A 23,201-nucleotide genomic window follows, 5' to 3' on the forward strand; every position below is an offset into this window, starting at 1 on the left:
CCACCGGTCAACGCGCGAACGCGCCGCGCCCGGATAGCGCTCGCCAAGCCGCGCCCGATGTCGGATGACGACACGGCGCCGCCGCTCTCCGGCCGCGGCGGCCCGCGCCGATGTCCGCTCCTCCCCTCCGATCCCGTCATCCTGCTCGATCCCCACCCGCGCCGGATCGACCGCATCTTCGACGAACCGACGAAACGCCGCCTGGAAAAGCTCGGCCGCGTGCTCTGGCACGACGGCTCGCCCGCCGCCGCCGAGCACATCGACCGGCACCTGCCCCGGGCCATCGCGCTGATCGGGCAGTCGCCGCTCGACCGCGCCCGCCTCGACCGCGCCCTGCACCTGCGCGCCGTCTTCAACGTCGAGAGCAACTTCCTCCCCAACGTCGACTACGCCGAGTGCGAGCGCCGCGGCATCCCCGTGCTCTCGACCGCCCCGGTCTACGCCCGCCCCGTCGCCGAGCTGGCGCTCGCGATGGCCATCTCCCTCGCGCGCCGCATGCACGAGGCCGACGCCGCCGTGCGCGCGGGCCGGGAATTCAAGGGCGACAACCACGACTCCTTCCTCCTCCACGGCAAGCCGCTCGCGATCGCCGGCTTCGGCAACCTCGGCCGCGCGCTCCTGCCGCTGCTCCGCCCGTTCTCCGACGAGATCCTCCTCCACGACCCGTGGGTGCCGGAGGCGACGCTGCGGGCGCACGGCGGCATCCCGGCCGCGCTCGACGAGTGCTTCGCCCGCGCGCGCGTGGTCTTCCTCCTCGCCGCCGTCACGGAGGAGAACGCCGGCCGGATCGGCGCGCGCCAGTTCGACCTCATGGTGCCCGGCAGCGTCGTCATCCTCGGCAGCCGCGCCGCGCTGGTGAATTTTCCCGAACTGCTCGCCGCCGCCCGCCGCGGCCAGATCCGCGCCGGCATCGACGTCTGGCCGGTCGAGCCCATCCCGCCCGACGAGCCGGGCCGCAACGTCCCCAACACCCTCGTCCAGGCGCACCGCCTCGGCAGCGTGCCGGAAATCCAGACCCTCATCGGCCGCTTCGTCGCCGACGACCTCGAGGCCATCCTCGCCGGCGGCGCGCCCACCCGCTGCCAGCGCGCCAATCCCGCGACCGTCGCCAAGCTCCGCAGCATCCCCGTCGGCGCCTGGTCGCTGAGCGACACGACGCGCCCACCGGCAAACAGCACCGGTTGAGCGCGCACCGTCCTCCGCTCCGCCGGCCGCGGCCCGCCCTCCCCCGCTCACCGCTCAACTCTCCGCTCCCTCCATGAAAATCCTCTTCCTCGGCGGCTCGGGCGTCATCAGCCGCGCCGTCACCGCCCAGACCCTCGCTGCCGGCCACGACCTCTGGCTGCTCAACCGCGGCCAGCACCGGCCCGTCGCCGGCGCGCGCACGATCACGGCGGACCTGACCGACGTCGCCGGCGTCCGCGCCGCGCTCGCCGGCCACACCTGGGACGTCGTCGTGCAGTGGATCGCCTTCGGTCCGGAGGACATCCGCCGCGACGTCGAGCTCTTCCGCGACCGCACGCGCCAATACGTCTTCATCAGCTCGGCCAGCATCTACCAGAAGCCCTCGCTGCCGCCCTACCTCCTCACCGAGTCCACGCCGCGCGTGAACCCGCACTGGGAATATGCGCGGAAAAAGATCGCCGCCGAACTCGAGCTCGAGGCCGCGCACCGCGCCGGCGGTTTTCCTTACACCATCGTCCGCCCCTCGCTCACCTACGGCGACGACCAGATTCCGCTCGTGCTGAACGCCTGGCAGCAGCCGTGGACCGCCATCGACCGGATGCGCCGCGGCGCGCCGGTCATCATCCCCGGCGACGGCACCTCGCTCTGGACGATCACGCACAACACCGACTTCGCCGCCGGCCTGCTCGGGCTCTTCGGCCACCCGCAGGCGATCGGCGAGGCGTTCCACATCACCTCCGACGAGGCGCTGACGTGGAACCGGATCTTCGCCCTCACCGCCGCGGCCGCCGGCGTCGCCACGCCGCGCTTCGTGCACATCGCGTCGGACTTCATCATCGCCTGCGTGCCCGCCGTCGAGGGCACGCTGCTCGGCGACAAGTCCGTCAGCGCCGTCTTCGACAACGCGAAGCTGAAACGCCTCGTGCCGGGCTTCGCCGCTCGGACGGATTTCGCCACCGGCATCCGCCGCACGCTGGCGTGGTTCGAGGCCGATCCCGCCCGCCAGACGGTCGACGCCGAGATGAACCGCCGCTGGGACAAGCTGGTCGCCGCCTACGAGCGCGGCCTCGCCCAGGCGCAGGCGGATTTCGCCGGCTGAGTCACGGAGGGCCGTTGGGGGGCAACGGTCCCTGCCCTTGCCCGGAGTGCGCAGCGTCCGTTTCCTCCGCGGCCTGTGCCGCCCTTGGCGGTAGGGGCGCTTGTCCCGCGCCCTTCCTCTCCGCTCCCGCCGCGCCGGCGTCTCAGCGCAGCAGCGGCACGAGGCGGCCGTTCTCGGCGGGCGCGGCCATCGAGGCGCGGTGCACGAGCTCGACCGGGAAGACGATCGGCTTGTCGGTCGAGCCGGCGCTCGTCTCCGGCTTCTCGATGCGGTTGAGCAGCACGTCGACCGCACGTGCGCCCATGGCGCGGAGCGGCTGGCGCACGGTCGTGAGCTGCGGCACGCACATGCGGGCGGCGAGCGAGTCGTCGAAGCCGACCACCGAGACGTCGTCCGGCACGCGCAGGCCGACCTCGGCCAGAGCCTCGATGCCGCCGATGGCGACGCCGTCGTTCACGCAGAAGATCGCGTCCGGGAGCGGTTTTCCTGGTGGCGGCGCAGCCACCCGCGCAGCGCGGCCGCGCCCTCGTTGGTGTTGAAGCCGGCGGGCACCAGCAGGTCGGGGTCGAAGGCCTGGCGGAGCGAGGCGAGCGCGCGCTGGTAGCCGCGGATGCGGCGCTGCGGACCGATGAGGTCGTTGGGACCGGCGAGATGGAGGATGCGGCGGTGGCCCTGCACGAGCAGACGGCGCGTGATCTCGTAGGCGCCGCGCTCCTCGTCGCTCTCGATGTTGAGCACGCCGGGCACCGGGATGTTGGCGTGGATCGAGACGAACGGCGTGTGCGCGGGCAGCGCCACGTGGTCCTCGTGGAACGTCGGCGCGAGCAGGATGAGGCCGTCGATGCGGCCGTCGCAGAAACGGTGCAGGCGCTCCGGGTCCTTCGTCCAGTTGTGCAGGGCGAAGACCGTCGTGTTCTGGTCGTGGCGGGCGGCGGCCTCGAGGATGCCGTTGAACACCTCGAGGAAATAGTGGTTCAGCTCGCCGTCGGCGATGACGGCGGCGACGCCGATGGTGTCCATGCGGCGGTTGGCCAGCGCGCGGGCCGCGGCGTTGGGCCGGTAGGCGAGCTGGCGGGCGGCGGCGAGGATGCGCTCGCGCGTCTCGGGCGAGATGCGCGACGAGGTGCGCGCGCCGTTGAGCACCGCCGAGGCGGCCATGGCGGAAACGCCGGCCACGCGGCCGACGTCGGCGAGCGTGGCGGCGCGGACGTGCTTGGTCTTTTTCTTCGCGGGACGCGGCATGGGGAGAAAGCCAATCTCAGTCGCGGCCGGCGCGAGGGCAAGCCGCGGCTGGATCGGGGAAATCATCCGAGGGTGAGCGCGCCCGCGCCCGGCGGCGCGGCGACGACGGGGCCGGAGCCGACCTGGGCGGACCACTGCGCCGGGGCGGCGCCCTGCCAGGCGAACTCCACGCGCGACCCGCGGCGGCACGCCGTGGCGCGGTGGCTGGTTTCGCCGGCGGGCGTGTGCAGCTCGACCGTGGCGGTGGCGCCGTCGGCGAGCTCGAACGCCCGCAGCGTCACGCCCGCGGCGAGATCGTAGTCGGGACGGTCGTCCGTCGCGCCGAGCGCGACCAGGCTGCCCGGGCGCACGAAGAGCGGCAGGCTGAGGAAGCCGTGGCGCGCGCGGTGCCAGCGGCCGCCCTCCTGCACCTCGCCGGTGAGCAGGTGCGTCCAGCACCCGGCGGGCAGGTAGTAGTCGACCGTGCCGTCCTCGGTGAAGACCGGGGCGACGAGCAGCGCGGGGCCGAGCAGGTATTGGCGGTCGAGCGGGTCGCACGCCGGGTCGTCGGGAAACTCGAGCAGCATCGCGCGCAGCGTCGGCACGCCCTCGCGGTGCGCCTCCACGGCCGCCGCCCACAGGTAGGGCATGAGCCGGCACTTCAGTTTCGTGAAGAAGCGCACGACGTCGCACGCCTCCTCGTCGTAGGCCCACGGCACGCGGTAGCTGGTGCTGCCGTGCAGGCGGCTGTGCGACGAGAGCAGGCCGAACGCCGCCCAGCGCTTGTAGATGTAGGCGGGCGCCGTGCCCTCGAAGCCGCCGATGTCGTGGCTCCAGAAGCCGAAGCCGCACAAGCTGAGCGAGAGCCCGCCGCGCAGCGACTCGGCCATCGATTCCATCGTCGACCAGCAATCGCCGCCCCAGTGCACGGGGAAGCGCTGCCCGGTCGCGTAGCTCGAGCGCGCGAAGAGCACCGCGTCGCCACGGCCGCGTTTCGCCTCGAGGGCGCGGAAGACGCACTCGTTGTAGAGCACGGGGTAGAAGTTGTGCATCTTCGCCGGATCGGAGCCGTCGTGGTAGACGACGCCCTCGGTCGGGATGCGTTCGCCGAAGTCGGTCTTGATCGCGTCGACGCCGGTCTCGAGCAGGCGCGTGATGTGCCCCGCGAACCACGCCGCCGCGGCCGGGTTGGTGAAGTCGACGATGCCCATGCCCGGCTGCCAGAGATCGGTCTGCCAGACGGAGCCGTCGGGGCGCTTGAGCAGATAACCCTTTTGCGCGGCCTCGGCGAAGAGCGGCGAGCGCTGCGCGATGTAGGAGTTGATCCACACGCACACGCGCAGCCCGCGCTCGTGCAGCCGGCGCAGCAGTCCCGCCGGGTCGGGGAACACGCGCGCGTCCCACTCGAAGCTGCACCAGTCGAACTCGCGCATCCAGAAGCAGTCGAAATGGAACACATGCAGCGGCAGGCCGCGCTGCTTCATGCCGTCGATGAAGCTTGTGACGGTCGCCTCGTCGTAGTTCGTCGTGAACGACGTCGAGAGCCACAGGCCGAACGACCACGGCGGCGGCAGCGCCGGCCGGCCGGTGAGCGCGGCGAGGCGGCGCAGCACGTCCTTCGGGTCGGGCCCGGCGATGACGAAATACTCCAGGCTCTCGCCGGGGATCGAAAACTGCACCCGCGAGACCTTTTCCGACGCGACCTCGAACGACACGTGGCCGGTCTCGTTCACCAGCACGCCGTAGCCACGGTTCGTGAGGTAGAACGGCACGTTCTTGTAGGCCTGGTCGCTGCCGGTGCCGCCGTCCTTGTTGGCGATTTCCACCGTCTGGCCGTTCTTCACGAAACTCGCGAAGCGCTCGCCGAGGCCGTAGACGTTCTCGCCCACGCCGAGGCTCAGGCTCTCGACGACGTGGGCCGCGCCGCCCGGCCCCTGCATGTAGGCCGCGCCGCGCCAGCCGCTGCGCGTCAGCACGCGGCCGCCCGCGGAAAAGGTCAGCGCGTAGCTGCCCGTGCGTTCGACGCGCGCCGTCAGCGCGCCGCTGGTCAGCGTCGCCGCGGTGTCGTCCGCCGCGATCTCCACCCGTGGCGCCGGCCCGCCCGCCAGCGGCAGGAACGGCCCGCGCGCGCGCGCCGCTGAAATGCTCGAGCCGCACGCGGATGACGTTCTCCAGCGGCGAGCTGAGCCGGATCGTGAGCAGCGGCCCCTGGAGCGTGTCACCGCGGTGCCGGATCGGCCGCGTCGGGGCATGGATCACGAGGGCGTCACCCTCGCGAGCGACCGTGTGCGCTTCCGCGGGGTAGTGGGCTTGCACGCCCGGCTGCATCAGCCAGGCGCCGTCGGTGAATTTCATGGCAGGGGGAGAAAGGGGCGGAAAGGCTTGATGTAGCGTTAAATCTTGCAAGGCAACCTGAAATTTCCTCTGAATCGCGCTCCCCCGCCCCGTCATGTCCCGTGTTTTCCCCCGCCGGTCGTTTGCCGCCGCGCTGTGCGCGTGTGCCCTTTCCAGCGTCCTCGGTTCCGCCGCGCGCGGCGCCGCCCCCGCCGAGCCCTACGTCTGGCGCAACGTCGCGATCCGCGGCGGCGGCTACGTGACCGGGCTCGCCTTTCACCCGCGCGAGGCGGACCTGCTCTACGCGCGCACCGACGTCGGCGGCGCCTACCGCTGGGATGCCGCGCGCCGCGCCTGGCTCCCGCTCAACGACGGCATCGATCGCGCCAACGGCGACCTCTACGGCGTGATCAGCCTCGCGCTCGACCCGCGCGATCCGGCGCGGGTCTACCTCGCGTGCGGCGCGTATTTCTCCGAGTGGGCGCGCCAGGCCGCCGTGCTGCGGTCCGAGGATCGTGGTGCGACCTGGGAGATCGCCGAGCTGCCGTTCAAGCTCGGCGGCAACCAGGACGGCCGCGGCACCGGTGAACGCCTCCAGGTCGACCCGCACGACGGCCGCCACCTGCTGCTCGGCACGAACCACGACGGCCTCTGGCGCAGCCGCGACGGCGGCCGCGAGTGGGCGCAGGTGACGGGATTCACTCCCGGCGGCGTGACCTTCGTCTTGTTTGACGCCGCGAGCGGAGCGGACGGACATCCGACTCCGGTCGTCTACGCCGGCGCCGCCGATCCGGCCAAGGAAACGCTCTACCACTCGACCGACGGCGGCAAAAGCTGGGCCCCGTCGCCGGCCAGCCGCGCGGCCTGCTCTGGCATCACGCCGCCGCGGACGCGCACGGCACGCTTTTCCTCGCCGGCGGCAACGCCCTCGGTCCCAACGGCGTCACCGCGGGCGCAGTGTGGAAGTTCGAGCCCGCCGCCGCGCGCTGGACCGAGATCAGCCCGGCGCGACCCGCCCCGGAGCAGAAGGACACCTTCGGCTACGCCGGCCTCGCGCTCGACCCGCGGCACCCCGGCACGCTCTACGTCTCGACGCTCAATCGCTGGACGAAGGGCGACGAGATCTTCCGCTCCACCGACGGCGGCGCGACCTGGACGCCGCTGCTCGCGCACTCGAAGTGGAATTTCACCGGCGCGCCCTACGTGCAGGCAATGAAGCCGCACTGGATCAGCGACGTCGCCGTCGACCCCGCACACCCCGAGCGCCTGTGGTTCGTCACCGGCTACGGCGTCTGGGCCACCGACCAGGCCAACGCCGACGTCGCCGCCGGCCAGACGATCACCTGGCAGTTCCCCAACAAGGGCCTCGAGGAAACCGTGATCGACGAACTCGTCAGCCCGCCCGAAGGCGCGCCGCTGCTCAGCGCGATCGGCGACGTCGGCGGCTTCCGGCACGACAACCTTGCCGTCTCGCCCGTCGGCGGCGCCTTCCAGCCGTTTCACGGCGGCAATCCCGGCCTCGCGTTCGCCGAGCAGGTGCCCGCGCTCGTCGTGCGCACGCACTGGGGCCCGACGCGCGGCGCGCTGTCCCGCGACGGCGGCGCCACCTGGCAGGATTTCGCCACCGCGCCCGAGGCCGCGACCAGGCACGGCCCCGGGCTCGCCGCCCTCTCGGCCGACGGCACGCGTCTCGTCTGGCTGCCCAAGGGCGGCAAGCCGCACTACTCCACCGACGGCGGCGCCACCTGGCACGAGAGCCGCACCAGCCTCGTCGCCACGACGCTGTGGCCGACCTACGGGCCCGTCGCCGACCGCGTGAACCCGCAGCGCTTCTACGTCTACGACTCCGTCGCCGGCGCGTTCTACGCCAGCGCGGATGGGGGCGTGAGCTTCGAGCGCCTGCGCGCGCTTCCGGCCAAGTCCGGCAAGCTCCGCGCCGAGCCGGGCGTCGAGGGCAGCCTGTGGCTGCCGACGGATGAAGGGCTCCTCGTCTCGCGCGACGGCGGCAGGACCTTCCACGCCCTCCCCGGCGTGAGCGCCGCCCACCAGGTCGGCTTCGGCGCCCCGGCCCCCGGCCGGCGCGAGGCCGCGGTCTTCCTCGACGGCACCGTCCGCGGCGAGGAGGCGTTCTTCCGCAGCGACGACGGCGGCGCGACCTGGATCCGTCTCAACGACGCGCGGCTGCGCCTCGGCTGGCTGCGCTGCCTCACCGGCGACCCGCGCGTGCACGGCCGCGTCTACCTCGGCACCAGCGGCCGCGGCATCTTCGTCGGCGAGCCTCTGCCGGCGAAGAAGTAGACGCCACCCCGATCCCGGCGGCCGGTTCCGCAACGCCCCGTTGCCCGTCGCCCGCATTCAAGGTGTAACCTATTAGGTTACACTGTCGTTCGCCTCAATCGGCGGATGAGGCGCTACTGTAACCTAATAGGTTACAAGCCCGGATGATCGGGCCTGGGGCGAGGAGCGCGCTTGGCGCTCCGGGATCGGATGCGCGTCACACGATCGCGTTGCGGGCGATGATCTCGGCGTAGTAGCGCGCGGAGAGCTTCGGCGTGCGGCGCTGCGTCGCGTAGTCGACGTGCACGATGCCGAAGCGCCGCTCGTAGCCGTCCTCCCACTCGAAGTTGTCCATGAACGACCAGAGGAAATAACCCGCCACGGGCACGCCGTCGCGGACGGCGCGCTCAAGCTCGCGCAGGTGCGCGCGGAGGAAGTCGCGGCGGTGCAGGTCGAAGACCTCGCCGTTGACGACGGGCTCGGCGTTGTAGCCGCAGCCGTTCTCGGTGATGTAGATCGGCCGCGCGCCGTAGGTCTCGAACGCCAGGCGCGTGCCCCAATACATCACCTGCGGCGCCCAGTGCAGCCAGGGGCTGTCGGCCTTCGGGTAGTGCGCCGGCAGCGGCAGCTCTTCGACCGCGCCGTCGCGCCCCGCGCGCACGAACGTGCCGGTGTAGAGGTTGAGGCCGAGGAAATCCGTCGGTGCGCTGATGAGCGCGAAGTCGCCGTCGCGGACCGTCGGGGCGTCCGCCCCGCAGCGCGCGAGGTATTCCGGCGAGTAACTCCCGCGATGAATCGCTCCGAGGAGAAAATCGTTGCGCCGCGCATACCACGCGCGGGCGGCCGCGATGTCGGCCGCGGTCTCCGTCGCCGGCATGCAGATGTCGCTGTTGTCGGTCAGCCCGACCTGCGCGCCGGGCCCGCCGAACTGCCGCACCGCACGCACGCCGTGGCCGTGGCAGAGGATCGCGTGGTGGTAGGTCTGGTTCAGCTCCTGCGGCGTGACCTTGCGCCCCGGCGCCTTGCCGCCGAAGCCGTAGGCGAGCGTCGTGAAGCAGCGGATCTCGTTCAGCGTGATCCAGTGCCTCACCTCGCCGGCGAACTCGCGCACGACGGTGTCGGCGTAGCGCGCGAACGCGTCGACCGTGCCGCGGCTCACCCAGCCGCCGCGGTCCTCGAGCGCCTGCGGCAGGTCCCAGTGAAACAGCGTCACCCACGGCGTAATGCCGTTCGCCTTCATTGCGGCAAAGAGCCGGTGGTAGAAATCGAGCCCCGCACGGTTCACCGCGCCGTCGCCCTGCGGGAAAATCCGCGGCCACGCGAGCGAGAGGCGGTAGTGCCGGATGCCGAGCGAGCGCATCAGCGCGAAATCCTCGGCGAAGCGGTGATAGTGGTCGCACGCGACGTCGAGCGTGTCGCCGCCGTGGATCCGGCCCGGCAGCCGCGCGAAGCGGTCCCAGACCGACTCGCCCTTGCCGTCCTCGCGCGCCGCGCCCTCGATCTGGGGAGCGGCGGTGGCGACGCCCCACACGAAACCGGGCGGAAAGGCGGACGAGGACGGAGCGGCAGGCAGCATGGCGAAGAGGGGACGCAGGGGAACGGGGCCGTCAACATGCGGCGAAAAATCGCCCGTGGAAAGCCTGATTTAACGAAAAACTTGCCCTTTCCGGACGCTTTCCCCACGGTCGCGCCCGGCTCGGCTCCCCGCGCGTCGCGCGCCACCCCTCCCATGAAGCGCCTGCTCCTCTCGCTCCTCGCCGCCGCGTTCTGCGGCGCCGCCGCCTCCGTCCTCGCCGCCGACGCACCGCGCGAGCGGACGAATTTCGACGCCGGCTGGCGCTTCGCCTTCGGCCACCCCGCCGACGCGGCGAAGGATTTCAATCACGGCACCGGCTACTTTTCCTACCTCGCCAAGGCCGGTTACGGCGACGGCCCGGCCGACCCGAAGTTCGACGCGAGCGCGTGGCGCGAGCTCGACCTGCCGCACGACTGGGCCGTCGAGGCGCCGTTCGACGCGAAGGGCAGCCACAGCCACGGCTACAAGGCGATCGGCCGGAATTTTCCCGAGCGCAGCGTCGGCTGGTATCGGAAGACCTTCGCGGTCCCCGAGAGCGACCTCGGCCGGCGCATCGCGCTGGAATTCGACGGCGTGCACCGCGACGCCATCGTCTGGGTCAACGGCTTCTACCTCGGCCGGCAGGTCAGCGGGTCGACGAGTTTCCGCTACGACGTCACCGACATCCTCAACTACGGCGGCGAGAACGTCGTGACCGTGCGCGCCGACGTCACGCTGGAGGAGGGCTGGTATTACGAGGGCGCCGGCATCCACCGCCATGTCTGGCTGACCAAGACGGCGCCGCTGCACGTGGCGCATTGGGGCACCTTCGTCACGGCGGAGCTGGGCGCCGACCACGCGCGCGCCGACGTCACGGCGCGCGTCACGATCGCAAACGAGTCCTCCGCGCCGGCCGGCTTCACCCTCGAGCAGAGCATCCAGGCTCCGGACGGCCGCGTCGTCGCCACCGGGAAATCCGCCGCGCTCGCGCTGGCCGCCGGCGAGGCGAAGGAGTTCTCCGCGGCGCTCGCCGTCGCCGCGCCGCGCCTCTGGTCGCCCGACGACCCGGCGCTGCACCGCCTCGTCACCGTCGTGCGCGACGCCGCCGGCGCGATCGCCGACCGTTACGAGACGCCGTTCGGCATCCGCTCGGTCCGCTTCGACCCGGACCACGGCTTCTTCCTCAACGACCGGCACGTCGTCCTGAAAGGCGTGAACCTCCACCAGGACCACGCCGGCGTCGGCGGGGCCGTGCCGGACGCGCTGATCGAGTTCCGCCTCCGCCGCCTGCGGGAGATGGGCTGCAACGCCGTCCGCACCGCGCACGAACCGCCGAGCCCGGCGTTCCTCGACGCGTGCGACCGCCTCGGTTTCCTCGTCATCGACGAAAACCGCCTGATGGGCGCCAGCCCCGACCAGCTCGGCCGGCTCGAGACGATGATCCGCCGCGACCGCAACCACCCCAGCGTCATCCTCTGGTCCGTCGGCAACGAGGAATGGCGCATCGAGGGCAACGTCCTCGGCGCGCGCCTCACCGCCACGATGCAGGCGCACGCGCACCGGCTCGACCCGACGCGCCGCACGACCGTCGCCATCAGCGGCGGCTGGGGCGGCAGCTCCACGACCACCGACGTCGTCGGCTACAACTACATCGCGCAGTCGAATCCCGACGAGCAGCACCGGAAGTTTCCGCAGCAGCCCGGCGTCGGCACCGAGGAAACCACGACGCAGGGCACGCGCGGCGTCTATTTCGACGACAAGCCGCGCGGCCACCTCGCGCCGCTGGCCAAGGGCGACAGCGGCGGCAACTGCGAGATCGGCTGGCAGTATTACGCCGCGCGCCCGTTCCTCGCGGGGCTGTTCTTCTGGACCGGCTTCGATTACCGCGGCGAGTCGACGCCGTTCGGCTGGCCGGCGATCAGCTCGCAGTTCGGGCTGATGGACACCTGCGGTTTTCCGAAGGACAGTTTCTACTACCTGCAATCGTGGTGGACCGACCGCCCCGTCCTGCACGTCGCGCCGCACTGGAACTGGCCCGACAAGGCCGGTCAGGAGCTAAAGGTCACGTGCTCCAGCAACCACGACGCCGTCGAGCTCTTCCTCAACGGCGCCTCGCTCGGAAAAAAAGACATGCCGCGCAACGGCCATCTCGAGTGGCAAGTCGTCTACCAGCCCGGCGTGCTCGAGGCGCGCGGCTACCGCGGCGGGCAGGTCGTGCAGACGACGCGCGTCGAGACCACCGGCGCGCCGGCCGGGCTCGCGCTCGCGCCCGACCGCAGGGAGCTCCGCACCGGCGCCGAGGCGCCCGTCGGCGGCGACGTCGTGGTGTTCGCCGTCGCGGCCGTCGACGCGCGGGGCCGGCAGGTGCCGACGGCGGGCAACCGGGTGAGGTTCACCGTCACCGGCGGCCGCATCCTCGGCGTCGGCAACGGCGATCCGAGCTGCCACGAGGCCGACCGCGGCAGCGAGCGCAGCCTGTTCAACGGCTATGCGCAGGTCATCGTGCAGGCCGCGCGCGACGCCGGCCCGCTCACGCTCACCGCGCAGGCCGACGGCCTTGCCTCCGCCGAGATCACCGTCCCGACTCGCTGAGTCCGCTTTCCATGAGTTCCCCCGCCCCGCACCCCACCGCCCCGGAAGACCGCGTGCCGGTCGTCCAGAAACTCGGCTACGGCCTCGGCACCGTGCTCGATATGTGGGGCCACTGGCTCTACCCGACGCTGGTCAACCAGGTCTTCAACATCGGCCTCGGCCTCTCGCCCGCGCTCGCGAGCACGGCGATCATGCTGAACCGCGTGTTCGACGCGTTCTCGGATCCGTTCTTCGGCTGGTGGTCGGACAACACCCGCACGCGCTGGGGCCGCCGCCGGCCGTTCATGCTCGTCGGCTCGCTCATCGCCGGCCTGTGCCTGCCGCTGCTGTTCTGGGTGCACCCGGGCTGGAGCCAGTCGGCCTACTTCTGGTTCATGGTGCTCTCGTCGGCGATCTACATCCCGGTGATGAGCTGCTTCTACATGCCGTATATCAGCCTCGGCGCCGAGCTGACGCCCGACTACCACGAGCGCACGAGCGTGCAGTCCTACAAATACGCCGTGCAAAAAGTGCCGGAGCTCGGGCTGTTCTTCGCCGCGCAGTTCACGACGCTCGCGCTCTGGGTCGACGCCAACTCGGGCAACGTCGCCGGGCGCGTCCTGCGGCTGTTCACCTCGCTCGACGCCTGGGCGCCGGCGCCGGCCGGCACCAAGCCCAACATCCTCCTCGCCGCCCAGGTCTACTGCGCGATCCTCGGCGTGCTCATGGTCGTCGCCGGCCTCGTGCTCTTCCTCACCGTGCGCGAGCGCTACTACGACAAGCTCATCGTCGGCAAACAGGAGCGACTGGGCCTCGTCGCCTCGATCAAGCAGACCGCGGCGTGCAAGCCGTTCCTGCTCCTGATCGGCATGCGCCTCGCCTACGGCATGGGCCTGAGCATGGTCGGCACGCTCGGCTACTACGACACGGTCTACTACGTCTGCCGCGGCGACCTCGCGGCAGGCGCCGGCTGGAATTTCTGGATGGGCGTCTCGGGCATGGTGCTCGGCTTCGCCGGCATCCCCACGTTCACCGCCGTCGCGCACCGGCTCGGCAAGCGCCACGGCATGCGCGCCGTGATGCTGACCGCCATCGGCGTCTTCGTCGGCACGTGGTGGTTCTACGATCCGGTGCGCCCGTGGCTGCAGCCGCTGGCGTCGGGCTTCATCGCCTTCACCGGCGCCGGCTTCTGGACGCTCGACGGCTCGATGCTGGCCGACGTCATCGACTACGACGAACTCCAGACCGGCCAGCGGCGCGAGGGCGTGTTCGCCTCCGCCGCCTCGTGGATCATGAAGTGCGGCATGGCGCTCGGCGCCGGCACCGCCGGCTTCATCCTCGCCGGCACCGGCTTCGACGTCGCGCTCGGCGGCAACCAGACCGAGCACGCGCTGTTCATGATGCGTATTCTGCTCGCCGCGATCCCGATCGTCGGCCTCGGCCTCGCGCTGGTGGCGCTCGCGCGCTTCCCGCTGACGCAGGAAGTGATGCTCGACATCCGCCGCCAGCTCGAAGCCCGCCGCGGCAAGGTCTGAGTCACGCCGGTTCTAAACTCGCGGACAAGGAGTCTCATTCCGTCCGCCCGCGGAATGGCTTAGTCTTGTTCTCCCCGCGCGCTCCGGCGCGTCCACCCCTTTTGCCATGCACTTATCAACCCGCTTCGTCGCGTCCGCTGCCGCGGGCTTTTTCTTTGCCACCATGAGTCTCCTCGCCGGCGAATCGCCCGCCGCCACCGCCATCACGCCCGTGCCGCCCCAGGCGCAGCTCCGCGTCGCCGCCGTCCACGTGCGCGTCGCCCCCGACCACCGCGACTGGACCTATCGCCTCGGCGAGTCCTCCAAGTTCCGCGTCAGCATCGTGGCCGACAACGAGCCGATCGAGAACGTCGCCATCACCTACCAGGCCGGCCAGGAAATGCGCCCGGCCGAGACGAAAAGCGCGGTCGTCCCGCTCGAGGGTCTCGTTATCGACGGCGGCACGCTCCGGGAGCCCGGCTTCCTCCGCTGCATCGTCACCGCCAAGGTCGCCGGCCGCGAGGTGAAGGGCGTGGCCACCGCGGCGTTCGAGCCGGAGAAGATCGTGCCGACGCAGACCGAGCCGGCAGACTTCGACGCGTTCTGGCAGAAGGGCCGCGAGGAACTGGCCCAGGTGCCGATGGAGGCGAAGCTCACGCTCCTGCCCGACGCCTGCACCGACAAGGTGAACGTCTACCACGTGAGCTTCCGCGTCATCAGCCCCGAGTGGAACGCGATCAAGGGCCGCCTCTACGGCATCTACTGCGAGCCGAAGGCGCCGGGCAAATACCCCGCCCTGCTTCGCGTGCCCGGCGCCGGCGTGCGTCCGTATTTCGGCGACAAGGGCACGGCCGCGGAAGGCGCGATCACGCTCGAGATCGGCATCCACGGCATCCCGGTCAACCTGCCGCAGGAAGTCTACGACGCCCTCGGCTCCGGCGCGCTGGCCGACTACTGCTTCTTCAACTTCGACGACAAGGAGGCGTATTACTACCGTCGCGTCTTCCTCGGCGTGCTCCGCGCGAACGATTTCCTCGCCTCGCGCGAGAATTGGGACGGCCGGCACCTCGTCGTCGCCGGCGCCAGCCAGGGCGGCTGGCTCTCGCTCGTCGCCGCCGCGCTCGACCCGCGCGTGACCGCGATCGCCGTGACGCACCCCGCCGGCTGCGACCTCACCGGCGACCTGCACGGCCGCGCCTCCGGCTGGCCGTGGCCGTTCCGCCAATGGCATTTCCCGGATCCGTCGCCCAACGCCACGCCGGCCAAGATCGCCACCACCTCCTACTACGACGGCGTGAACTTCGCGAAGCGCATCAAGGTGCCCGGCTACTACAACTGGGGCTACAACGACGACGTCTGCACGCCCACCTCGACCTACGCCGCCTTCAACGTGATCAAGGCCCCGAAGACGCTCGGCCTCACCCTCGAGCTCGCGCACACCTACACGCCCGAGCAGGGCGAGGCCATCCAGGAGCACATCCGCCAGTTCCTCGGCCTGAAGAAATAAGCCATGAGTTTTCCGCCAGACTTCACCTGGGGCGTCGCCGCCGCCGCCTACCAGATCGAGGGAGCCGCCGCGACCGACGGCCGCGGTCCGTCCGTGTGGGACGTCTTCTCGCACGAACCGGGCAAGATCTTCGAGGACCACCACGGCGACGTCGCCTGCGACCACTACCACCGCTACGCGGAGGACGTCGCGCTCATGCGCGAGATGGGCGCGCAGGCCTACCGCCTCTCGCTTTCCTGGCCGCGCATCCTGCCCGAGGGCACGGGCCGCGTGAACGACAAGGGCCTCGCGTTCTACGACCGCCTCGTCGACTCGCTGCTCGCCGCCGGCATCACGCCGTGGGTGACGCTCTTCCACTGGGACTTGCCGCAGGCGCTCCAGCTGCGCGGCGCCTGGTGCAACCGCGAGATCGTCGACTGGTTCGGCGACTACACCGCCGTCGTGGCCGACAAGCTCGGCGACCGCGTGAAGCATTGGATGACGATCAACGAGCCGCCGGTCGTCATCGGCCTCGGCTACCACGAAGGCATGTTCGCGCCCGGCCAGAAGCTCAGCTTCCGCGAGTGCCTGCTCGGCTCCCACCACCTGCTCATGGCGCACGGCCGCGCCACGCAGGTGCTGCGCGCCCGCTGCCGGGGACCGATCAAGGTCTCCCTCGCCCACACCGGCCGCGAGCGCATCCCGGCGACGCAGTCCGCCGCCGACATCGCGGCCGCGCGCCGCGACTACTTCGCGTGCACGGCCAAAAACATGTGGAACCTCTCGTGGTGGATGGACCCCGTGCACCTCGGCCACTACCCGCCCGAGGCCGCGGAGGCGTTCGGCGCTGACATGCCGAAGGTCACCGACGCCGACCTGAAGCTCATCGCGCAGCCGATCGATTTCACCGGCTACAACTGCTACTCCGGCTGGCTCGTCCGCGCGCGCCCCGACGGCTCGCCCGAGAACGTCCCCGGCTCGTGGGGCATCGGCAACCCCCGCGGCACGCTCTCGTGGCTCCACATCGCGCCCGACGCGACGTATTGGGCCGCGCGCTTCATCCACGAGCGCTACCGCCTGCCCGTCGTCTTCACCGAGAACGGCTACTGCAACACCGACTTCGTCCACCTCGACGGCCGGGTCCACGACCCACAGCGCATCGACTTCCTCGCCCGCTACCTCGGCGCGATGAAGCGCGCCGTCGCCGAGGGCGTGCCCGTCGCAGGCTACTTCTACTGGTCGGTGATGGACAACTTCGAGTGGAAGGAAGGCTACAAGGACCGCTTCGGCCTCATCCACGTCGACTACCAGACGCAGAAGCGCACGCCGAAGGATTCCTATTTCTGGTATCGCGACCTCATCCGCACCAACGGCGCCAACCTCCCCACCGCATGAAAAAGCTGCTGCCGCTCCTGCTCGCCCCCGCGCTCGCCCTCACCGCCATGGCCAAGAAATTCGACCAACTCGCGCTCACCCCGCCGATGGGCTGGAACACGTGGAACACCTTCGCGGCCGACATCCACGAGTCGCTGATCCGGCAGACCGCCGACGCCATGGTCGCGAACGGCATGCGCGACGCCGGCTACGTCTACATCGTCATCGACGACTGCTGGTCGCTCAAGCAGCGCGACGCCAACGGCAATCTCGTGCCCGATCCGCAGAAATTCCCCAGCGGCATGAAGGCCCTCGGCGACTACCTGCACGAGCGCGGCTTCAAGTTCGGCATCTACTCCTGCGCCGGCACCCGCACCTGCGGCGACTACCCCGGCAGCTGGGGCCACGAGTTCCAGGACGCGCGGCTCTTCGCCTCGTGGGGCGTCGACTACCTGAAATACGACTGGTGCAACCACGGCACCGCCGACGCGCGCGACGCCTACACGCGCATGCGCGACGCGCTCTTCGCCGCCGGCCGCCCCGTCGTCTTCAGCATCTGCGAGTGGGGCCAGAACAAGCCCTGGGAGTGGGCCGCCGACGTCGGCCACCTCTGGCGCACCACGGGCGACATCTACGACTCCTACGACGGCCGCAAGGGCTGGGAGTCCGGCTGGAAGCGCCTCCTCGATCAGCAATACAGCCTGGTCGAAAACGTCGGCGCCGACGGCCTGAACAAGTTCGCCGGCCCTGGCCACTGGAACGACCCCGACATGCTCGAAGTCGGCAACTCCGGCCTCACGCTCGCCGAGTCGCGCGCCCACTTCTCGCTCTGGTGCATCCTCGCCGCGCCGCTCATGGCCGGCAACGACGTCGCCCGCATGTCGCCCGCGATCCGCGCCATCCTCACCGACCGGGACGTGATCGCGATCGACCAGGACAAGCTCGGCAAGCAGGGCTTCCGCGCCCTCGCCGAGCCGGCGAAGGCCATCGAGGTCTGGATCAAGCCGCTCAGCGGCGGCGACTGGGCGGTCTGCGCCCTCAACACGAGCAACGCCGCCGCCGACCTCACCCTCGAGTGGGACCGCCTCTGGACGCTCGACCGCCGCACCTACCAGGTGCGCGACGTCTGGGCGAAGAAGGACGCGGGCGACACGAGCAAGCCGCTCACCGTCCGCGTCGACTCGCACGACGTCGCCCTCTTCCGCCTGTCGTTCGCCAAGTAGGCCGGCACGGCACCCGGTTTTTCTCCGCCCGGCGGGCCCGCCGGGCCCGCGCCGGGAAACGGATGTCGTCCACGCCGCGGCGCCATCCGTCCCACCCTCCCCGTCGCTCCGTGCCGTCCGCTCTCAAGTCGCGAACAACAGAACTCATTAACGCCGGCGGCTCCGTTCCGTAAACTGCCGCTCCTGTTTTCCCCTCCGCGTCCGTCACCCCCGTCGCCGGCGCGCCTCCCCCTCGCATGCAACTCACGATCGCCGGTCCCGCCCTTCCCAACATCCCGTGGCAGCCCCGCCCGGCCGGAAACCCAGACCTCGTCTGGCGCTACGACGCCAACCCCGTCATCGGCCGGCGTCCGCTCCCGCGCGTCACCGGCATCTACAACAGCGCCGTCGTGCCCTGGCAGGGCGGCTTCATCGGCGTGTTCCGCACCGAGGGCATGGACCGCGTGCCGCACCTGCACGTCGGCCGCAGCGCCGACGGCTTCAAGTTCACCTTCGAGCCCCAGCCGATCGACTTCCAGTGCGACGACCCCGAGGTCCGCCGCCACGAATACGCCTACGATCCGCGCGTCACCCTGATCGACGGCACCCACTACATCACCTGGTGCAACGGCTACCACGGCCCCACCATCGGCATCGCGAAGACGCAGGATTTCGTCCGCTTCGAGCAGCTCGAGAACGCCTTCCTGCCCTACAACCGCAACGGCGTGCTCTTCCCGCGCCAGGTCAACGGCAAGTATCTGATGTTCTCGCGCCCCTCCGACACGGCGCACACGCCCTTCGGCGACATCTTCGTCAGCGAGTCGCCCGACCTCGTCCACTGGGGCCGGCACCGCCACGTCATGGGCCGCGGCTGGCCCTGGTTCCAGGGCGTCAAGATCGGCGCCGGCCCCTCGCCCATCGAGACGAGCGAGGGCTGGCTGCTCTTCTACCACGCGGTCACGAGCACCTGCAACGGCTTCGTCTACTCGATGAGCGCCGCCCTGCTCGACCTCGACCAGCCGTGGAAGGTCATCGCCTCCGCCAACCAGGCGCTGCTCTGCCCCGAGGCGCCGTATGAGCTCTCGGGCTTCGTCCCCGGCGTGTGCTTCCCCGTCGGCTGCCTCTGCGACGCCGCCACCGGCCGCATCGCCATCTACTACGGCGCGGCCGACACCTTCTCCGCGCTCTGCTTCTGCCAGGCCCAGGACGTCATCCAGTTCATCAAGGACCACCCGCTCAAGCGCTGACCCGCGCCCGTCCCCGCCGCCATGCAGCACGTCTCGCTCAACTCCGCCCCTGGCGCTTTCGCGACGCCACCGGCGGCGGCCCGTGGCGCGAGGCGACCGTGCCGGGCTGCGTGCATACCGACCTGCGCCGCCACGCGATCATCCCCGATCCGTTCTGGGGCACCAACGAACTCGACCTGCAATGGATCGAGGAGCACGACTGGGAATACACGGCGAAGATCGACGTGCCCGCCGGCCTGCTGGCCGAGGACGTGGTCGAGCTCGTCGCCGACGGCCTCGACACCGTCGCCACCGTCACGCTCAACGGCCGCCGCGTCGCGCGCACCGACAACATGTTCGTCGCCCACCGCTGGGAGGTGAAGAAACTCCTCCGCGCCGGCGCGAACGAGCTGACGATCCGCTTCGACAGCGCCCTGCGCTACATCCGCACCCACCGCCGCGCCCACGCGCCGAAGGAATTCAACGACCCCGTCGGCCGCAGCCAGGTCATCCGCAAGCAGCAATGCCAGTTCGGCTGGGACTGGGGCCCGCGCTTCGTCACCGCCGGCATCTGGCGCGACCTCCGCCTGGAGGGCTGGAGCCGCAACCGCCTGCTCGGCGTGCGCATCACCCAGGCGCACGCCCGCGACGGCGGCGTCACCCTCCACCTGGCGCCCGAGCTCACGCGCGCCGACCGCACCGCCACCTGCCACTACCGCCTCAAGCTCGGCGGCATCGTCGTCGCCGAGGGCATCGGCACCGCCATCGCCATCGACCACCCCCAGCTCTGGTGGCCCAACGGCCACGGCGCGCAGCCGCTCTACACCCTCGCCCTCGAGGTCCGCCGCGGCGACGGCACGCCGATCGGCGCCTGCGTCCACCGCCTCGGCCTCCGCACGATCGAGCTCGACCGCCACGCCGACGCCGCGGGCGAGACCTTCCAGTTCAAGGTCAACGGCCGCGTGATTTTCGCCAAGGGCGCCAACTGGATCCCTGCCCACGCCTTCGTCGCCGCGCTCCGACGCGCCGACTACGAGCGCGACCTGCGCAGCGCCGTGGCGGCGCACATGAACATGATCCGCGTCTGGGGCGGCGGCATCTACGAGAGCGAGGATTTCTACGACCTCTGCGACGAGCTCGGCCTGCTCGTCTGGCAGGACTTCATGTTCGCCTGCGCGATCTACCCGGGCGACCGCGCCTTCGTGCGCAGCGTCAAGCTCGAGGCCGAGCAGCAGGTCCGCCGCCTCCGCCACCGCGCCTGCCTCGCCCTCTGGTGCGGCAACAACGAGATCGAGGCGCTGAACCAGGACCCCGCCCAGGGCAACCCGCCGCTGCTCAGCCAGCCCGCCCCGCGCGCGGCCTACGCCGCCCTCTTCGAGCAGACGCTGCCCGCGGTCGTCGCCGCCCTCGACGGCGTCACGCCCTACTGGCCGTCGTCGCCCCACCGCCCCGACGGCGGCTACCGCCACGCCGACGGCGAGAAGCACGGCGACACCCACTACTGGGACGTCTGGCACGCGCGGCAGCCGGTGAAGGACTACGAGAAGTGGCGCTTCCGCTTCGTCTCCGAGTTCGGCATGCAGAGCTACTGCTCCGGCGAGACGCAGGCGACGTTCTGCCCGCCCGGGGAGGGCAACATCTTCGGCGCCGCGATGGAGAACCACCAGAAGAACCGCGGCGGCAACCAGGTGATCCTCGATTACGTGTCGCGCCGCTACCGCTTCCCGCGCACGCAGGACGACCTCGTCTACCTTTCCCAGCTCAACCAGGCCTACTGCATGCAGACCGGCGTCGAGCACTACCGCCGCCTCATGCCGCACTGCCAGGGCGCGCTCTACTGGCAGCTCAACGACTGCTGGCCCGTCGCCTCGTGGAGCTCGATCGAGTTCACCGGCCGCTGGCGCGCGCTCCACTTCGTCGCCCGCCGCTTCTTCGCCCCCGCCCTCGTCACCGCGCGGCTCCCCGGCGACGAGATCGCCGGCATCGGCAACTACCGCCGCTCCACCGTGCGCGAGGCGCACCTCTACACCGTCTACGACGCCCCGCAGCCCGCGCGCGGCGTGCTGCGCTGGGACCTCTTCAAGCTCGACGGCTCCGTCGTCCTGCGCGGCAGCAAGCCCGTCTCGCTCCGCTACGGCGAGAGCGTGCACCAGCACACGCTCGCCCTCGGCGAACCGATCGCCCGACACGGCCGCGACTCGCTCCTCCTGCGCCTCGCCCTCGACGTCGAGGGCGCGCCCGCGAGCGAAGACACCGTCTTCCTCACCGCCCCGCGCTTCATGAACCTGCCGCAGGGCAAGACGAAGGTGCAGACCGCGCTCGTGCACCCGCGGCAGGCGCGGGTCGCCTTCACCTCGCCGGTGTTCCAGCACCGCTTCGCCTTCGAGCTGCCCGGGCTCCCCCACCGCGCCAGCGACAACTACTTCGAACTCTATCCCCACGAGACCAAGACCGTGACGCTCGACTTCGCCCGCCCGATCACGCTCGCGCGGCTGCGCGACGCGCTCCGGTGGCGCTCGCTCGCCGACACCTACTGAGCGCGTCCCCCTCCCGCCCCACCCCCGCCCCATGAGTCAGACCACCCACGGAACCGAGCTCTCCGACCGCGTTCCGCTCGCCCAGAAGTTCGGCATGGGGCTCGGCTCCGTCCACGACATGTGGGGCCACTGGCTCTACGTCGGCATGGCCTACCAGGTCTTCAACATCTACCTCGGCGTCTCGCCGGCGTGGATCGGCCGCGCGCTGCTGGTGAAGCTGTGCTTCGAGGCGTTCTGGGACTCGGTGTTCGGCTGGTGGTCGGACAACACCCGCACGCGCCACGGTCGCCGCCGGCCGTTCATCCTCGTCGGCTCCGTGCTGTCGGGTCTCGCGCTGCCCGTGCTCTTCGCGGCGCAGCCGGGCTGGAGCGAGGTGAAATACTTCTGGTTCATGGTCGCGACGCTCGGGCTGTTCGTGCCGATCATGAGCTGCTTCTACATGCCGTTCCTCAGCATCGGCGCGGAGCTGACGCCCGACTACCACGAGCGCACCTCGCTCGCGGCCTTCCGCAGCGTCTGCCAGAAAGTGCCCGAGGTGGCGATGTTCGCCGCCGCGGCGTTCACCACCGCCGGCGTGTGGGTCTCGGCCTCGTGGGCCGACGTGCCGGCGCGGCTCGGGGCGCTCGCGCACCAGACCGGCGCGTGGTTCGCGAACCTCTTCGGCGGCATTTTTCATCTCGATTTCCCGCGCATCGGAAAACTGGCGCAGACGCTCTTCGGCTGGGAGCCGCCGGCCGCCGGTGCGAAGACCAACATCCTCCTCGGCGCGCAGGTCTACACCGTGCTGCTCGGGTCGGTGATGGTGGTCGCCGGCATCGTGATGTTCTTCCTGCTCCGCGAGCGCTACTACGAGAAGCTCGTCGTCGCCCGCAAGCAGGACAAGGTCTCGATTCTCGAGACCCTCATCCTCGCGCTGAAGTGCCGGCCGTTCCGCGCCAACCTCTCGATGGCCCTCGCCTACGGCGCCGGCACGAACCTCGTCGGCACCTTCGGCTACTACGCGACGGTTTACTACGTGTGCAAAGGCGACCTCGCCGCGGCCGGCACGTGGAATTTCTGGATGGGCATCTCGGGCATGTTCTTCGGCTTCCTCGGCATCCCCGTCTACGCCTACCTCGCGCGCCGGCTGGGCAAGAAGCACGGCATGATGGCGGTGCAGCTCTCGGCCATCGCGGTGTTCGTCGCCACCTGGTGGCTCTACAACCCGGACGTCCGCTGGCTGCAGGTCTTCGCCTCGGGCTTCATCGCCTTCACCAGCGCGGGCTTCTGGATGATCTACAGCTCGATCCAGGCGGACGTGATGGATTACGACGAGATGGAGTCGGGCAAGCGCCGCGAGGGCGCGTTCTCCGCCTGCGGCTCGTGGATCATGAAGTTCGGCATGGCCGTCGCCGGCTGGCTCACCAGCGAGGTGCTCGCGCGCACGGGCTTCAACGCCTCGCTCGGCGGCAACCAGAACCCCGACGCCATCTTCACCATCCGCTTCCTCCTCGCCGCCGTGCCGATCGCCGGGCTCGTGCTCGCGTTCATCCTCCTCGCCCGCCTCGGCCTCACGCAGGAGAAAATGGCCGAGGTGCGCACGACGCTCGAGGCGCGCCGCGGCAAGGTCTGACCCTCCCC

14 protein-coding genes and 2 pseudogenes are annotated in these 23,201 nt (G+C 70.7%); 12 read left to right on the plus strand and 4 right to left on the minus strand.

The features are described from left to right. Nucleotides 1-57 precede the first annotated feature (57 nt). Nucleotides 58-1,185 carry a hydroxyacid dehydrogenase gene (locus tag ACMYLB_RS21615; protein WP_415909009.1) on the plus strand — a complete coding sequence of 376 codons (1,128 nt, stop codon included), beginning with the start codon at nt 58-60 and terminating at the stop codon, nt 1,183-1,185. A gap of 73 nt (nt 1,186-1,258) precedes the next feature. Beyond that, complete coding sequence (locus ACMYLB_RS21620; RefSeq protein ID WP_415909010.1) at nt 1,259-2,284, plus strand: NAD-dependent epimerase/dehydratase family protein; 1,026 nt, start codon at nt 1,259-1,261, stop codon at nt 2,282-2,284. A 142-nt stretch (nt 2,285-2,426) separates the two neighbouring features. Here ACMYLB_RS21620 and ACMYLB_RS21625 read toward each other — a convergent pair. From ACMYLB_RS21625 to yicI, 3 genes and pseudogenes are all read right to left on the minus strand, one after another. Then, nucleotides 2,427-2,792, minus strand: a pseudogene (locus ACMYLB_RS21625) (substrate-binding domain-containing protein); the annotation flags it as partial. Continuing rightward, nucleotides 2,738-3,592 carry a LacI family DNA-binding transcriptional regulator gene (locus ACMYLB_RS21630; protein WP_415909011.1) on the minus strand — a complete coding sequence of 285 codons (855 nt, stop codon included), beginning with the start codon at nt 3,590-3,592 and terminating at the stop codon, nt 2,738-2,740. The pseudogene ACMYLB_RS21625 and the gene ACMYLB_RS21630, both read right to left, overlap by 55 nt. Further along, nucleotides 3,589-5,860, minus strand: a pseudogene (gene yicI, locus ACMYLB_RS21635) (alpha-xylosidase). Before yicI ends, ACMYLB_RS21630 begins: the two are co-directional and overlap by 4 nt. Nucleotides 5,861-5,954: 94 nt before the next feature. On the opposite strand from yicI, the gene ACMYLB_RS21640 reads away from it, so the two are divergent. Beyond that, entirely contained in the window at nt 5,955-7,055 is a 1,101-nt protein-coding gene (locus ACMYLB_RS21640; RefSeq protein WP_415909012.1) for a hypothetical protein, read from the plus strand. After that, a complete protein-coding gene (locus ACMYLB_RS21645) occupies nt 7,052-8,137 on the plus strand; it encodes a WD40/YVTN/BNR-like repeat-containing protein (RefSeq protein WP_415911129.1) in 1,086 nt (361 codons plus the stop codon). Before ACMYLB_RS21640 ends, ACMYLB_RS21645 begins: the two co-directional genes overlap by 4 nt. 196 nt (nt 8,138-8,333) lie before the next feature. Here ACMYLB_RS21645 and ACMYLB_RS21650 read toward each other — a convergent pair whose 3' ends face one another. After that, on the minus strand, nt 8,334-9,692 hold the full coding sequence (locus tag ACMYLB_RS21650; protein ID WP_415909013.1) for a GH1 family beta-glucosidase: 1,359 nt from the start codon (nt 9,690-9,692) through the stop codon (nt 8,334-8,336). A 153-nt stretch (nt 9,693-9,845) separates the two neighbouring features. Between ACMYLB_RS21650 and galA the strand changes: the two genes are divergently transcribed. The 8 genes from galA to ACMYLB_RS21690 all read left to right on the plus strand — a co-directional run bounded on the left by galA (nt 9,846) and on the right by ACMYLB_RS21690 (nt 23,193). Beyond that, the gene (gene galA, locus ACMYLB_RS21655) at nt 9,846-12,263 is read left to right on the plus strand and encodes a beta-galactosidase GalA (RefSeq protein WP_415909014.1); all 2,418 of its coding nucleotides are present in this window, start codon (nt 9,846-9,848) and stop codon (nt 12,261-12,263) included. 11 nt (nt 12,264-12,274) lie between these two features. Next, nucleotides 12,275-13,777 (plus strand): MFS transporter, encoded by a 1,503-nt coding sequence (locus ACMYLB_RS21660; protein ID WP_415909015.1) that lies wholly within the window; start codon nt 12,275-12,277, stop codon nt 13,775-13,777. Between the two features lie 163 nt (nt 13,778-13,940). Further along, entirely contained in the window at nt 13,941-15,263 is a 1,323-nt protein-coding gene (locus tag ACMYLB_RS21665; protein WP_415909016.1) for an acetylxylan esterase, read from the plus strand. Between the two features lie 3 nt (nt 15,264-15,266). Next, complete coding sequence (locus ACMYLB_RS21670; RefSeq protein ID WP_415909017.1) at nt 15,267-16,637, plus strand: GH1 family beta-glucosidase; 1,371 nt, start codon at nt 15,267-15,269, stop codon at nt 16,635-16,637. After that, nucleotides 16,634-17,839 (plus strand): glycoside hydrolase family 27 protein, encoded by a 1,206-nt coding sequence (locus tag ACMYLB_RS21675; RefSeq protein ID WP_415909018.1) that lies wholly within the window; start codon nt 16,634-16,636, stop codon nt 17,837-17,839. Before ACMYLB_RS21670 ends, ACMYLB_RS21675 begins: the two co-directional genes overlap by 4 nt. 236 nt (nt 17,840-18,075) lie before the next feature. Next, entirely contained in the window at nt 18,076-19,065 is a 990-nt protein-coding gene (locus ACMYLB_RS21680; protein ID WP_415909019.1) for a glycoside hydrolase family 130 protein, read from the plus strand. A 110-nt stretch (nt 19,066-19,175) separates the two neighbouring features. Next, nucleotides 19,176-21,581: a beta-mannosidase gene (locus ACMYLB_RS21685; protein ID WP_415909020.1), complete on the plus strand. Its 2,406-nt coding sequence runs from the start codon at nt 19,176-19,178 to the stop codon at nt 21,579-21,581. A 31-nt stretch (nt 21,582-21,612) separates the two neighbouring features. Continuing rightward, nucleotides 21,613-23,193, plus strand: coding sequence for an MFS transporter (locus ACMYLB_RS21690; RefSeq protein ID WP_415909021.1), 1,581 nt, complete (start codon nt 21,613-21,615; stop codon nt 23,191-23,193). The last annotated feature ends 8 nt before the right edge of the window (nt 23,194-23,201 follow it).

The sequence above is a fragment of the Oleiharenicola sp. Vm1 genome (genome assembly GCF_047777955.1).
Taxonomy (GTDB): domain Bacteria; phylum Verrucomicrobiota; class Verrucomicrobiia; order Opitutales; family Opitutaceae; genus Didemnitutus.